Source organism: Enterococcus termitis, from assembly GCF_001730305.1.
GTDB classification, from domain to species: Bacteria; Bacillota; Bacilli; order Lactobacillales; family Enterococcaceae; genus Enterococcus_L; species Enterococcus_L termitis.
Genome location: NZ_MIJY01000012.1, coordinates 43,853 through 58,701 on the forward strand (window position 1 = coordinate 43,853; position 14,849 = coordinate 58,701).

The following is a 14,849-nucleotide window of genomic DNA, read 5'->3' on the forward strand; positions in this document are numbered from 1 at the left end:
AAGCTCTTACATATCATTTGAAAGCGCTTGTTTTCGTTTGTTCTCCCACGTAAACTGAACCTAGATCGATCGAGATAACAAAACTTATTAGGTTCAGCTTTTCTAATTCGAAAGGAGAAACAGAATGAAAAAGAAATTTAGTTTTTGGGAATTTTTTCAAGGAATCGGCAAGACGTTTATGCTGCCAGTTGCTCTATTAGCTTTTATGGGACTTATCTTAGGAATCGGCAGTTCCTTTTCAAGTCCTTCAACACTCGAGTTACTTCCTTTTTTAGATCAACCTTGGCTACAAGTGATTTTCCGTTTCATGTCTACTATCGGCGGCTTCGCCTTTACGTATTTGCCTTTATTATTTGCTATGGCGATTCCTCTTGGATTAGCTCGCAGCGAAAAGGGTGTTGCTGCTTTTTCTGGTCTTGTCGGCTATGTCGTTATGAACTTATCTATTAATTTTTATCTGACTGAGACTGATAAGCTGGCTGATCTGGATCATTTACGTGAAGCAGGACAAGGAATGGTCTTGGGGATGCAATCAGTTGAAATGGGTGTATTAGGCGGAATCATCGTTGGGATCATCGTATATTTACTGCATAATAAATTTTATACCATTCAACTACCAGATGCCTTTGCCTTTTTCGGCGGTGCTCGCTTCATTCCAATTATCACTTCACTCACAATGGCGGTCATTGGTGTTATTATCCCAATTATTTGGCCCATTTTCGCTCTAGGAATCAATAGTGTGGGATTCGCTATTCAAAAATCTGGTATTTTCGGTCCATTTCTATTCGGTGCTGGTGAACGTTTGCTTCTACCATTTGGTTTACATCATATCTTAGTTTCTATGATTCGTTTTACCGAGGCTGGTGGAACTCAGATCGTCAATGGTCAAAGCGTTTCTGGTGCACTCAATATTTTTTACGCTCAGTTGCAAAGCGGTTCACCGATCAGTCCAGCGGCTACAGCTTTCCTATCTCAAGGAAAAATGCCGACCTTCATGTTTGGTTTACCTGCAGCAGCTCTGGCAATGTACCGCACTGCTTTACCTGAAAATCGACACAAGATCAAAGGCTTGTTGATTTCTGGTGTGATCGCAACATTTGTAACAGGAATCACAGAACCGATCGAATTTCTCTTCCTATTTATTGCACCGGTTTTATATGGTTTCCACGTCATCATGACTGGCTTAGGATTCATGATCATGGCTTTACTTCAAGTAGTGATCGGTAATACCGATGGTGGTGTGTTGGACTTTTTGATTTTCGGTATCTTACAGGGAACCTATACTAAATGGTATCTAGTCTTGCTCGTAGGCGCATTATGGTTTGCGGTATATTATTTTGTCTTTACATTTGCGATTCAAAAATTCAATTTAAAAACACCGGGTCGTGAGTTAGCTGTTGATGATGTAACAGAAAAAGAACGGACTTATAAGAAGAGTGGAAAATACGACGGACCATTGATTCTTAATGCACTCGGAGGACGTTCGAACATCGTTTCATTGGATAATTGTATCACTCGCTTACGTCTAGTCGTTGATGATATGTCTGCTATCGACGAACAAGAATTAAAAAATCAAGGCGCTTTAGGTGTTATCAAACTAGACGCTAATAATCTTCAAGTCATCATCGGCACGCAGGTAGCTTCGGTTAAAAATGACTTGGAAAATCTAATGGAGTAGGATGGATTTTTATGGTAGAAACAATTGATTTTGATACGATTATTGATAGAAAAGGAACATTTTGTACACAGTGGGATTATATCGCTGACCGTTTTGGTGAAGCAGATTTATTGCCGTTTACTGTATCAGATACAGATTTTGCCGTGCCAAAGGAGATCATTGGCTCTCTTCAGCAACGTATCAGTCATCCTGTTTTTGGCTATACACGCTGGAATCACTCGGCTTTTAAAGAAAGTATACAAAATTGGTACCACACGCGCTTGGATTACTCGCTTAACGCCGACTGGATTGTTTACAGCCCTTCCGTAATCTACTCGATCTCTAAATTGATTGAATTGAAATCGGAGACAGGTGATCAGGTTTTAATCCAAACACCTGCTTATGATGCTTTTTTCAAAACGATCAAGGCACAAAATCGAACTATAGTTGAAACAACACTGCATTACCAAAATTATCAATACACAATCGATTTTATTGATCTAGAAAACAAGTTGAAGCATCCGAACTGTAAAATCTTCCTTTTATGTAGTCCGCATAATCCTACCGGACGTGTTTGGACCAAAAAAGAACTTCGCAAGATCATTCAATTATGTACAAACTATGATGTTTTTCTGATCTCTGATGAGATCCATATGGATATTTTACGCAAAGGTGAACGTCATTCTCCCATTTTTAAATGGGCAGACGAAACCACCAATATGGCTTTATGTACTTCTGCAAGCAAAACTTTTAATACGCCGGGATTGATTGCTTCGTATTTAATGATTCCTGATCCTGAGCTACGGGAACAATTTTTATGTATACTGAAAAATCGTGATGGTCTTTCTTCGACAAGTATTTTAGGAATGGACAGTACGATTACAGCTTATAACGACTGTCAGCAGTGGTTGAATCAATTAAATGAGTACCTTGATAAGAATGTTCAGCTGTCAGAACAGTTTTTTAGAGAAAAATTGCCTGACTTAACCGTCATTAACGCACAAGCAACCTACTTACTTTGGATCGATTGTTCGGCACTTCCCTTTACTATGGAGCAACTACAGCACGCACTGATTCACCATGGCAAAGTAGCAATCATGGCTGGAACAACTTACGGAGAATCCGGCCAACCTTTCCTACGACTAAATATTGGCTGCTCAAAAGAGAAACTGCTCGATGGTTTAGCACGATTAGAAAAAAGTATCGCTTACCTAAAACAATAACAAATAAAGAGATGTTGACACAAGAAACTACTTGCTGCCAACATCTCTGTTTTATTTATTTAACAACTAAACGGATCATTTGATCTCTCAATGTAAATACCTCTCCGTCTTGACAAATGATTGTAGCTTCTTCTTGTTCTCCCATAAGCAACTGTATGTTGATCCGGTTTGTATCTGGAAAAATACGATACGCTAACATTCCTAACTCTGGAATCGTTGCAGTATCTCTTAATTTATTTTTATTTATAATCAGTTCTTTCACTGTTTAGCACCTCTTTGATATATTATACAAAACTATTACCTTTTATAACAGCGAAAGAATTGTTTTAGGAATCTCTTTTTCATCGACTTCTTCCCAACTTTGAATGCTTTGCCCTTTTGTCGTCAGTTTTAAAAATTTCTTTGGCGTAAGCGGTCTGCCAAATGAAGTATAGGCTAACTCTCGTTTCTGCCCATCTTTATTAACGCACGTCTGAATATAGGTGAAATTTTCAATTTTACTCACCGAATCAGGATATTTGTATGCATACTTGTCAGTTGTTTTAACATACATTATTTCTGGCTGTACTAATGGATTCAATTGATCAATCAGTGCGGCAGCTTGGGTTGTATTATTATAGGTATATAGACGAAAGCCAAATGCACTGACAATGAAAAGTATTACAAAGCCTACTATTCGTTTTAAGAATTTTTTTACCATAAGTCATCACAAAACTTTCTTATTCTTTTTTCTTTCTATTCAATAATAGCGGCTTTTTACTTTTTTGCCATCGAACTTAAGACTGATATATAAATGGGAGACAACTCAAAATAAAAAATCAGATTTTTCGGCAATTTCGTAAAAAGCGAGGCATTGGAGTAAAAAGCGTATTGTTCACTTTTTACTCCAATACCTCGAACCTAATCGACTTTTGGCCCACTCTCTCTTTGCTTTATTTTTATATTACTAACTGCGGATATTACTCATTTTAATTACGATTATCTTTTTTTAGACAATTTTCTAATCCCCAAAACGATTAGACATAGGCATACTGCACTCAAAGCACCAAAGGAATCGAGCATGACATCTTGAAACAACGGACTGCGTCCACCTGTGATCATTTGATGGTATTCGTCTAAGCCTGCATAGCCTGTTGCCGCAAGCCATGAAACAACCCCAATCAATAACGGCTGCTTTACTTTCATATTTAGACCAATAAACCAACTTCCACCTAATAAAAAATACGTACCAAAATGCGCACCTTTGCGGATGAAAAATTCAATGAATTTAGCGTAGCCCATAGCTTTTATACTCACTTCACTGCCAGCATAATCAAATGAGATTCCTTTCAGTTGTGCTTCAAATGGCTGGTTACTCAACACTTTGCTTAAAAGACCCACCTGCGATTGCTGCTCATAGGTTTGTGATGAACTAAAAAATAAAATTGCCATGATTAAAAATGCAACAAAGATATATAAATTACTATTTTTTAAATGTTTTTTCAATTTGTCGCCTCATTTCTTTAATTGATATAACAGTATTTCCAATAGAATAAACAATCACTCGCTTTTTCTTATGCTATACTAATAGAAGAAAACTTTAGAAAGAAGGAATTATGCATGACTTATTCTATTACTTGGGATCTAGATAGTATTTTTCCTGGCGGCAGTCATTCGCCTCAATTAGAGCAACGATTAAATGAGCTGAAAAAGCAAAGCAATGACTATCACCAGTTGATCGACCAGTGGATACCTGAAAAGGATAGCAACTACCAAGAACTGTTAAAAATTTTATCATTACAAGGAATTATCTCAAATGGCTTTGCACAATGCAATAGTTTTATTAATGCCTTATCTTCTGCAGATACCGCGGATAAAAAAGCCAAAACCTTATCTGGTGATCTTTATGCACTACTACCAGCGATTCAATTAGCAGAAACGATTTTTACAAAAAAATTAACGAACATTTCTGATACTGATTGGCAACACTTACTTTCTTTGGAAAACGTTAAAAACATTGCTTTCCGTTTAAATGAAATTCGCCGTGATGGCAAAAAGCTTCTTTCTGAACAAGAAGAACATATCATTAACACTCTTTCATTAGACGGATTGAATGCTTGGAGCAGTCATTATGATACTATCGTCGCCTCTGTGTCGATTCCGTTTAAAGAAAAAGATCAAACCACAACACTTCTATCAGCAGGTCAAGCCTTTAACCGCATGATGAGCGATCCTGATCAAGCTGTTCGTGCAGAGCTATTTAGTGCGTGGGAAAACGTATGGAAAGAAAAATCTCCGTTACTAGCTGACACCTTGAATCATTTAGACGGCTTCCGTTTGAGCCAATACAATCTGCATGGCGTAACAGACTTTCTTGAAGAACCGCTCAACTATAATCGGATGCAAAAAGAAACACTGGACGTCATGTGGGCAACGATCCAGAAAAACAAACAGCCCTTTATTGACTATTTAACACGTAAAGCACAGTTATTCGGCAAAGAAAAAATGGATTGGCAAGATCAAGATGCCCCTATTATTCTTGGAGATTTAAAAGAGAAATCATTTAGCTTTGACGAAGCTGCTTCATTTATTTTAGAGAATTTTGAAAAATTTAGTCCAAAAATGGCAGCTTTTTCAAAAAAAGCCTTTGAAAAAAGCTGGATCGAAGCAGAAGATCGTCCTGGTAAACGCCCTGGCGGCTATTGTACAGAACTTCCTGAAACAGAAGAATCTAGAATATTCATGACCTTTGGAAATTCAATTAATGAGGTAGCCACCTTAGCTCATGAGCTAGGTCATGCGTTTCACAGCAGCGTTATGTGGGATTTGCCGGTACTTGACCGTGAATACGCTATGAACGTGGCTGAAACGGCTAGTACGTTCGCTGAATTGATTGTAGCAGATGCAACGCTGAAAGAAGCAGAAACACCTGAAGAAAAAATCAATTTATTAGATACGAAGATGCAAAATGCGATTGCTATGTTTATGAATATTCACGCTCGTTTTATTTTCGAAACTAGCTTTTATGAAGCGCGTAAAAATGGATTATTAAGTGAAGACGAAATCACTGACTTGATGCTTGAAGCACAAAAACAAAGCTATCAAGATAGTCTTGGAACTTATCATCCACATTTTTGGGCAAGCAAGCTGCACTTTTTCATTGATGATGTTCCGTTCTATAATTTCCCTTATACCTTTGGTTACCTATTTAGTATGGGAATCTACGCTTATGCTAACCAGCAAGGTAGCGATTTTGAAGATCAATATATCGCATTACTACGTGACACAGCTTCTATGACTTCTGAAGATCTAGCTAAAAAACATTTAGGCGTCGATTTAACACAACCAGATTTCTGGCAAGCAGGTATCGATCAAGTGGTTAAAGATGTTGATGAATTCATGACATTAACTGAAAAGTACATCAAATAATTACTAAGAAGCTTCAATCGCTTAACATTGAAGCTTCTTTTTATACAAAAAAAGAATCAGACAATCGTCTGATTCTTAGAATATCGAGAATAATTGATTACATACGTACTGCAAAGCTTGGTGTGAATGAACCAACGTTACTGTACTCAACACCTGTACTTTCGTTACCAGCATGGATATAACCGCCGCCACCTGTAGCAATTGCTACGTGGTATGAGGCACCTGGGCTACCCCAGAAGTATAAATCTCCAGCTTGAGCTTCACCTACAGAGATACGAGTTCCAGCACCTTCTTGTGCTACTGTATATCCGCCGACATTACGACCAGAAGATTGCATAAATGCATAGTAAACTAATCCTGAACAGTCAAAGCTGTTTGGTCCTTTAGAACCCCATACATATGGTTTACCTACTTGTGCTGCTGCGACTGAAATTGCAGAACCACCAGTCGAATCTGGTAAATTAGGTTGAGCTGGTTTTTCTGGCTCAGTTGGTGTCGGTGTAGGCGTTGGTGTAGGTGTTGGTTCTGGATCTACATTTCCACCGTTATTATTATTGCTTGGTGTTGTTTGGTTATCTGTTGAATCTGTTGAAGATTCTTCAGTTGATGGTGCTGTTGTAGTGCTTGGCGCTGTTTCTTTCGCTGCTGCAGCTTCTTCAGCTGCTTTCTTAGCGTTAGCCGCAACTACTTTTTCTTGTTCAGCAATACGTTCGCGTTCTGCGATTGCATCTGCTTTTTCTTTTTCTAGACCAGCTTTTTGGTCTTCTGCAGTTGCTCTTTCAGCAGCTAATGATGTTTGTAGCACATTCAATTCAGCTTCTGCTTTTACTAGATCACCTTTTTGAGCTTCAAGTGCTACTTGGTTATCTTGAAGTTCTTTAAGCTTTTCTTCGTTTTCAGTTTTCTTCACTTCAACTGATTTTTTGTCTTCTTGTTGTTGTTTCACTAAATTGTTATTCGCATTAACAATTGTAGACATCGCTGTTACACGAGTAATCGCGTCTGAAACTGATTTTGCATTTAATAATGCATCCATGTAGCTTGCACTGTTTCCGTTCACTTGAACGTCACGTGCTTGGTTTTGGATTGCTGTTTCACGTTTTTCGATACGTTTTGTTAATTGAGCGATTTCTTTTTCTAGTTTTGTAGAAGTACTTCTTAATTTGCCTTGTTCAGCAAGTAGTATTTGTGCTTTTTCGTTAATAGCAGCTACTTCGCTTTGGACTGATGCCATTTGGCTTTGTGCGTCTGCTTCTTGTGATTTTAATCCGCTGATCGTTTGATCTTTTTGTTGAATCTTAGTATCCACTTCATCTGCAAATGAGAATGCTGGTAATGCTACAGCTGAAAGGCTTAATGAGCAAATCATTAGTAATGGTAATACACTTTTCTTCACTATTCATTCCTCCGAAATTTTACTTATGATAAATTCTTCTTTGTATGAGTATTTTACATTCTTTTATTAACAACGATGTCATTGTATCATAGACACATGTCATACATATAATAATAATGTTACAGGAGTATTTCATTTTCGAAAGACGAAAATGACAAGTGAAATCAACTTGTTTTTACTGACTAAAGACCTATTGAATAACAGATTTAAATACACTCTGTGTAAGCATCTAGCCTAAAAAAACAGTTAAAAACACTAGCAACTCTTTTAGCATACTCCATAAAAACTGAGAATACAACTAATCCCCTCTAAACAAATGCATTTGCTCTGCTTAGAAGGGATTTTACGTCTCGTTTATTTAGCCTGGAAAACGCCAGACAACTGCTCTAAAGTTTGCTGCGTATGGACTTGGTGTCCAGCCTGTAGTTGTTGATACATAACCAGAACCAGCTGGATTATTGGATTCAACAATTTGGACTTGATCTCCTTTGACACCTACAACTAGGACCGTATGAACACCATCTAGCCAAGCATCTGGGCTAAGGGCATTCTCATATTGGACAACATCTCCGACTTGAACATCAGACCAAGAAACTTGGACGGCGCCTGACTGTGTATAGCCACTATGTGGTCCGCCTGGTGTGAATCTGATTCCAGCTGCATTCAGCCAGTTTTGTACAGCTACGATACATTCACCGCTTTGTCCCCAGCCTGTCGGGTTCGTTTGACCAACTGAATTCAAAGCAATTTGTGCAGCTTTTTTCTTAGCATCAGATACCTTGCCGCTGCCGATACTGCTTGCATTTCCAGAACCGCTTGCTGGTGTTTCAGATACTGGTGCAGATGATGATTGGTTCGTTGTGCCATCACTCTCTACAACATTTGTTTTAGTAAGACCAGGGTTTGCCGCTTGTGCTTCTGCCAGTTTGACAGCTGCCTCTGCTTCTGCTTTTCTTTGTGCTTCTAAATCTTTGGCTTGTTTTGCTTGCTCTTGTTCTAATTTCTTTTGAGCCGCTGCTTTTTGCTCAACATACTCAGTTTTTTTCTTTTCTTCTGTTGTACGCTGTGCTTCTAATTCATTTTTGGCAATTTCTTGCTCTAATTTCAATGTGTCTAAAGAAGCTTGTTTTGCATTTAATTCTTTTGTCGAGGTTTCCAAAACAGAAATTTGAGACTCTACGGTTTTAGACTTTTTCTCAACTTTTTCTTTATCTGCTGTTTGCTGATCCAACAAATCATTGTTCGCATTCACTAGTGTTGTGATTCCTTGGACACGGCTGATTGCATCTGAAATAGACTCTGAGTTAATGATCACGTCTAAATAACTTGTGCCAGATCCACTGACTTGAACATCACGAGCTTGATTACGCATTTGAACTTCTCTTTTTTGAATGCGGACATTCAAATCAGAGATTTCACTATATAATTTTGTGATTTCTTCTTTGAGTGCTTTTTTCTTAGCAGTCAATTCATCGATTTTTGTCGCGGTCTCTAACATATCCGACTCGATCTCCGCTAATTTAGCCGCTGCTTGTGATTCTTTTGTTTTTAGATCGTCAATAATGTTCTCTTGTTGCTCGATCTTTGTATCATAGTCATCTGCTGCAGCTGCAAGTGGCAAAGCCACTGTTGTTAGGGTCACAGAACAGACCATTAATGCTGATAATATCGTTTTTTTCACGCTTTATTCCTCCGGCATTTACTTAATACTTCTATTTTTATATTCAACTATTACTATTCAATTTTCAGTCAACGGTCTCATTGTACCATAGCTGTATGACATGCAGATAAAAGAGATATTACAAAAATGTTTCAGCCTTGCCGATAAAAGTTGCAGATATTTTCTTATTCACTAAAAAAAGACTATTCGTTTGCGAACAGTCTTTTAAACAAGTAAGAAAATAAAACAAATATAAGCATATTAAAAATAAGTGTTGGACCTAACACTTTTGTGATAAATAAAATCGGCGCTACCTTTGACAGTGAAAAAATAACTTGTAGCCCAACTGCAATCAATTCGTATGTGGTTACAAAAATAATCATTCCGAAGAATGCTGTCAATAAATTTGTATGTACCACACGCTGGAAACGATACATCATCATCACTGTCGCCGCTAAGGCAACCGTGTAGACTCCGATAATGCCTAAATAATAGCTATCAGAAATTAAGCCTAACACCAATGAAGTGATCAATAAATAACGTTTAGACAAATTAGGAACCGCCATTAAAAAAGCCAATAATAAGAAGTGGGCGTTGGCAAAATAGATATTGTCCATCAAGTTTTCAGCGCCTTGCGTCAATTGACCATCGATCAGCATCAGCAAAAAGAAAACTACAGGCGCATAGTATTTTACATTTTCTTTTTTGATTATGTGCATCTTACTCCCCCGCTCCTGCTAATCTTTTAATGATCGTAACAACGGGCATATTGTACATTTCAGCGTAAGGTTTAACATAGACTTCTCGATCTAGACCGTAGCTGTCCGGCTTAACCTTTTGAACAACACCGACAGGTAAGTTAGCAGGCGAATTTTGACCTAAGCCAGAGGTTTGAACAACATCGCCTTCTTTGATATCAAGGTCACCAACAATTTGGCTGACAATCAACGTATTTTCCTTATCATCATAGGTTTTTAATAGACCATAAGAATCCCCGTTTTCTGAATTGATTTGTACCGGGAAATGATTTGAATTTTGGTTTTTAGATGTTAATAACTCAACTTTTGATGTAGATGCATTAACCTCGATGACACGTCCAATCAAGCCTTTTTGAGACAATACGGCCATATTCGGTTCGATACCGTCTTTTGTGCCGCGGTCAACGATCAATAGATCTTGCCACATATCTGGCGTTCGTGTAACGACGGTAGCAGTGACTCTTTCATAATTTCCTAGGGTTTCATTCAGAGCCAATTCTTTTTTCAGTGCTTCATTCTCTTTTTTCAAATTATCATTTTGGATCGACAATTCACCGTATCCATCGATTCGCTCTTTTAGACGCTCATTTTCATCATACGTGTTAAAAAGAGTACTGATTGAGGAAATTCCGTTGCTGATTGCTTTGGCTGGAAAGGAAATCACCTTGTCAATAAATCCTACACTATCGTTAACAGCGGATTGTCCTAGATTCGTTTTTCCGTCATTGGCTCGATGACTAGCGGTCAAACTAATGATTGTCACAACGATGATCACGACGATCAACGTAATGATTATATTTTTATTTGGATTAAATTTTTTCACTTCGACACCCCGAATAATCTTTAGACTGATAGCAATAATTTTACCACTAATTTTAGACAAACAAAAGAGCTGTGTTGCGACTTTACACTTTTTTTACTAAATATCTTACGCTATTATCAAAAAAACAGAGCAGGCTTGCACCATACTCTGCTTTGTTCGCTATTTTAGACGTGTGTGAGTTCTGTCTACTTTTCTTTATTTTCTTCGTTCAACAATGCTTTACGTGAAACATTAACACGTCCTTGCTTGTCGATTTCAGTGACTTTAACAAGTACTTCATCGCCAAGTTTTACTACATCTTCTACATTGTTGACACGTTCATTTGCTAATTGGGAAATATGGATCAATCCGTCTTTTCCTTTGATCAAATTAACAAAGGCGCCGAATTTTTCAACACGAACAACTTTACCAAGATAGACTTGACCAACTTCAACCTCTTTTGTAAGTTCTTCGATGATTTTGATTGCTTTTTTGATCATGTCTGCATCTGCAGAAGCAATGCTTACATTACCATCTTGGTCGATATCGATTTTAACACCTGTTTCATCGATGATGCCATTGATCGTTTCTCCACCTTTACCAATAACATCTTTGATTTTGGCTGGAGCGATTTGGATCATTTCGATCTTAGGTGCGTATTTACTTAATTCTTCACGAGGCTCTGCAAGCGTTGATGTCAATTCAGCAAGAATTTCCATACGCGCTTTTTTCGCTTGGGTCAGCGCTTCTGTCAAGATTTGTTCAGTGATCCCTTGGATTTTGATGTCCATTTGTAAAGCAGTGATTCCGTCTTTTGTACCAGCTACTTTAAAGTCCATATCGCCTAAGTGATCTTCTAATCCTTGGATATCTGTTAAAATCGTGTAGTTTTCGCCATCGCTGACAAGTCCCATCGCAATCCCGGCAACTGGTGATTTAATCGGCACACCAGCGTCCATCAATGCCAAGATCCCCGCACAGATACTTGCTTGTGAAGAAGAACCATTTGATTCTAAAACTTCTGATACGACACGGATCATGTAAGGGAAATCCGCTTCACTTGGAATGACTTGTGCCATCGCACGTTCACCTAATGCACCGTGACCAATTTCACGACGACCAGGAGATCCTGCGCGTCCTGTTGAACCAACAGAAAATTGTGGGAAATTGTAATGATGGATGAAACGTTTGCTGTCTTCTACGCCTAAACCATCAATGATTTGGTGTTCACCAAGTGGTGCTAACGTCACAACAGATAATGCTTGTGTTTGTCCACGAGTGAATAATCCAGAACCATGAACACGTGGTAAAATACCAACTTCTGAAGCTAATGGACGAATTTCGTCTAATTTACGGCCGTCAGGACGGATTTTATCGATCGTGATCAATTCACGCACAACATCTTTTTCTAAATCTTCTGCGATTTGTTTAACTTCTTTTGCTACTTGGTCTTCGTTTTCATGACCAGCAAATTTTTCAGCATAGGCTTCTTTTAATTGGTCTTTGATTGCATCGATATTGACTTCACGAGCCAATTTTTCTTCTGTCATAACTGCTTCTTTCATTGAAGCATAATAAGCATCGAAAATTTCTTTTTTCAAATCAGCATCGACTTGCAATAATTTGATTTCCATTTTTTCTTTGCCGACAGCGGCAACGATTTCTTCTTGGAAAGCTACTAATTCTTTGATTGCTTCAAAACCGAAAAGTAATGCGCCAAGCATATCTTCTTCTGATACTTCTTTTGCGCCGCTTTCAACCATGTTGATCGCTTTTTTCGTTCCAGCAACTGTTAATTCGATATCTGTTTTTTCTGATTGTTCTACTGTTGGGTTCAGTACGTATTCACCATCTACACGACCAACATCAACACCTGCGATCGGTCCGTCAAATGGAATATCTGAAATTGCAAGAGCAAGAGAAGAACCAAACATTGCAGCCATTTCCGGTGTACAATCTTGTTCAACACTCATTACTGTATTCGTGATTTGAACTTCATTACGGAAGCCTTCAGCGAACATTGGACGAATTGGACGGTCGATCAAACGAGCAGTTAAGGTTGCACGCTCACTTGGACGTCCTTCACGTTTGATAAAGCCACCTGGGACTTTACCTACAGCATACATCTTTTCTTCGTAGTTAACTGTCAACGGAAAGAAATCAAAGTCTCTGGCGTCTTTTGACGCTACTGCGGCACTTAAAACGACTGTATCACCATAACGTACTAATACAGCCCCATTTGCCTGTTTGGCTAACTGACCGATTTCAACTTGCAACGGGCGTCCGCCCCATGTTGTTTTGAATACTTGTTTTTCTGACATGTATCGATTCTCCTTTATCCTTTGGAAAAGTCAGACAGCTACTAAACAAATGAAAAGATTCAAAGATTTGAGTCCTTTTATTTGGTTAGTAGATTTATGTAACCTTTCCAAAGATCCTAGTTATTTTAGTATTTTTAGGATACTGTACCTTTAAAAATAGACTAAAAAGTCAAAAACGGCGAGTCAGAAGCAGCTCCGTTGAAAATAAGCTGAAATTCACAAAAATTTATAACAATCCTTGTGAATTTCTTCTTATTTTTTCGGAGCTAAGCGCTTCTGGCTCAGCCTCTTAATGATTAACGACGTAATCCTAAGCGTTGGATTAATTCGCGGTAACGTTGGATGTCAGTTTTACGTAAGTAAGCTAACAAGTTACGACGATGTCCAATTTTTTTCATTAGTCCACGGTAAGAATGATGATCTTTTTTGTGAACGCGTGCATGTTCGTTCAAGTGGTTGATGTCAGCAGTTAATACAGCGATCTGTACTTCTGGTGAACCAGTATCTCCTTCATGACGAGCATACTCTTTAATGATTTCGTTTTTCTTTTCTTTTGACATTGCCATGTTTTTCACCTCTTCTTTAAGTAATCATCTCACTACTGAGTAATGCGTTGGTGATTCGCACAACCAAGTAAAAGACGGCATGTTTCCATACAGTGATACTTTACAGGAAAGTTCTTAAAAAAGCAAGACCCAGCTGACTCCTGCTGGTGTTTTTTTGAACAATTTATCCCCATTTCTACTGGTTTTATGATAAACTATATGGGCAATTAAAATAGATGAAGCTAATCAAACAGCAAGACAGTTTTTATACAGCCTGTCTTCGCATTAGGCTTTTAAATAATCAAAGGAGGAATTATCCTATGATCACCATGGAGGATATTATCCGTGAAGGAAACCCAACACTTAGAAAAGTGGCTGAAGAAGTAGCTATCCCGCTTTCTGATGAAGATATCAAACTGGGCGAAGATATGATGGAATTCTTAAAAAACAGTCAAGATCCTGTCAAAGCAGAAGAGCTTGCTTTGCGCGGCGGCGTTGGGCTTGCAGCCCCTCAGCTGGATATCTCTAAACGTGTCATCGCTGTTCATGTACCAAGTAATGATTTAGAAAATCCCGAACCAACCTTGAGTGCAGTGATGTATAATCCTAAAATTCTAAGCCATTCCGTACAAGATGCTTGTTTAGGTGAAGGAGAAGGCTGCTTATCTGTCGATCGTGAAGTACCGGGATATGTTGTACGCCACAACAAAATCACGCTTTCCTATGTTGACAGTGCAGGTGAGAAACAAAAAATCCGTTTAAAAAACTATGAAGCGATCGTTGTTCAACATGAAATCGACCACTTGAACGGTGTCATGTTTTATGATCATATCAACCAACAAAATCCATTTGCATTGAAAGATGGCGTGTTGGTGATTGAGTAATAGCTCAGTAAGTATACTAATTTTTTAAAGAGTAATTCCTCAACGAAAAATCCGGCAATCTGTCAAATTGATTGCTGGATTTTTTTGTATAAATTTTTTCTCTTCTATTCTGTCTTACTTAAAAAGACTATATTATCTTAGAAGATTTTTCATAATTTAGAAAATAAAACAATGAACGTTTGTTATCTCTTATTA

13 protein-coding genes are annotated in these 14,849 nt (G+C 38.1%); 4 read left to right on the forward strand and 9 right to left on the reverse strand.

What is annotated here, in order from left to right:
* Positions 1-124 precede the first annotated feature (124 nt).
* Together malX and BCR25_RS07580 are read left to right on the forward strand one after the other, a co-directional pair.
* A complete protein-coding gene (malX, locus tag BCR25_RS07575) occupies positions 125-1,678 on the forward strand; it encodes a maltose/glucose-specific PTS transporter subunit IIBC (RefSeq protein WP_069663016.1) in 1,554 nt (517 codons plus the stop codon).
* An 11-nt stretch (positions 1,679-1,689) separates the two neighbouring features.
* A complete protein-coding gene (locus BCR25_RS07580) occupies positions 1,690-2,880 on the forward strand; it encodes a MalY/PatB family protein (protein WP_069663017.1) in 1,191 nt (396 codons plus the stop codon).
* 55 nt (positions 2,881-2,935) lie between these two features.
* On the opposite strand, the gene BCR25_RS07585 is transcribed toward BCR25_RS07580, so the two are convergent.
* From BCR25_RS07585 to BCR25_RS07595, 3 genes are all read right to left on the reverse strand, one after another.
* Positions 2,936-3,142: a hypothetical protein gene (locus tag BCR25_RS07585; protein WP_069663018.1), complete on the reverse strand. Its 207-nt coding sequence runs from the start codon at positions 3,140-3,142 to the stop codon at positions 2,936-2,938.
* A gap of 42 nt (positions 3,143-3,184) precedes the next feature.
* The gene (locus tag BCR25_RS07590; RefSeq protein WP_069663019.1) at positions 3,185-3,580 is read right to left on the reverse strand and encodes a YxeA family protein; all 396 of its coding nucleotides are present in this window, start codon (positions 3,578-3,580) and stop codon (positions 3,185-3,187) included.
* A 278-nt stretch (positions 3,581-3,858) separates the two neighbouring features.
* On the reverse strand, positions 3,859-4,365 hold the full coding sequence (locus BCR25_RS07595) for a VanZ family protein (RefSeq protein WP_071879521.1): 507 nt from the start codon (positions 4,363-4,365) through the stop codon (positions 3,859-3,861).
* Between the two features lie 114 nt (positions 4,366-4,479).
* Here BCR25_RS07595 and BCR25_RS07600 point away from each other — a divergent pair, with 114 nt between their 5' ends.
* Positions 4,480-6,288: a M3 family oligoendopeptidase gene (locus BCR25_RS07600; RefSeq protein ID WP_069663020.1), complete on the forward strand. Its 1,809-nt coding sequence runs from the start codon at positions 4,480-4,482 to the stop codon at positions 6,286-6,288.
* Positions 6,289-6,385: 97 nt separating this feature from the next.
* Here BCR25_RS07600 and BCR25_RS07605 read toward each other — a convergent pair whose 3' ends face one another.
* The 6 genes from BCR25_RS07605 to rpsO form a co-directional block, all read right to left on the reverse strand.
* Entirely contained in the window at positions 6,386-7,684 is a 1,299-nt protein-coding gene (locus BCR25_RS07605) for a coiled-coil domain-containing protein (protein ID WP_069663021.1), read from the reverse strand.
* Between the two features lie 358 nt (positions 7,685-8,042).
* A complete protein-coding gene (locus BCR25_RS07610) occupies positions 8,043-9,338 on the reverse strand; it encodes a PcsB-like coiled-coil domain-containing protein (RefSeq protein ID WP_425429352.1) in 1,296 nt (431 codons plus the stop codon).
* A gap of 209 nt (positions 9,339-9,547) precedes the next feature.
* The gene (mreD, locus tag BCR25_RS07615; RefSeq protein ID WP_069663340.1) at positions 9,548-10,057 is read right to left on the reverse strand and encodes a rod shape-determining protein MreD; all 510 of its coding nucleotides are present in this window, start codon (positions 10,055-10,057) and stop codon (positions 9,548-9,550) included.
* 7 nt (positions 10,058-10,064) lie between these two features.
* Positions 10,065-10,925: a rod shape-determining protein MreC gene (mreC, locus tag BCR25_RS07620; RefSeq protein ID WP_069663023.1), complete on the reverse strand. Its 861-nt coding sequence runs from the start codon at positions 10,923-10,925 to the stop codon at positions 10,065-10,067.
* 185 nt (positions 10,926-11,110) lie between these two features.
* The gene (pnp, locus tag BCR25_RS07625; RefSeq protein ID WP_069663024.1) at positions 11,111-13,225 is read right to left on the reverse strand and encodes a polyribonucleotide nucleotidyltransferase; all 2,115 of its coding nucleotides are present in this window, start codon (positions 13,223-13,225) and stop codon (positions 11,111-11,113) included.
* Between the two features lie 296 nt (positions 13,226-13,521).
* The gene (gene rpsO, locus BCR25_RS07630; RefSeq protein ID WP_069663025.1) at positions 13,522-13,791 is read right to left on the reverse strand and encodes a 30S ribosomal protein S15; all 270 of its coding nucleotides are present in this window, start codon (positions 13,789-13,791) and stop codon (positions 13,522-13,524) included.
* Positions 13,792-14,090: 299 nt separating this feature from the next.
* On the opposite strand from rpsO, the gene def reads away from it, so the two are divergent.
* Complete coding sequence (def, locus tag BCR25_RS07635; RefSeq protein WP_069663026.1) at positions 14,091-14,654, forward strand: peptide deformylase; 564 nt, start codon at positions 14,091-14,093, stop codon at positions 14,652-14,654.
* Positions 14,655-14,849 lie beyond the last annotated feature (195 nt).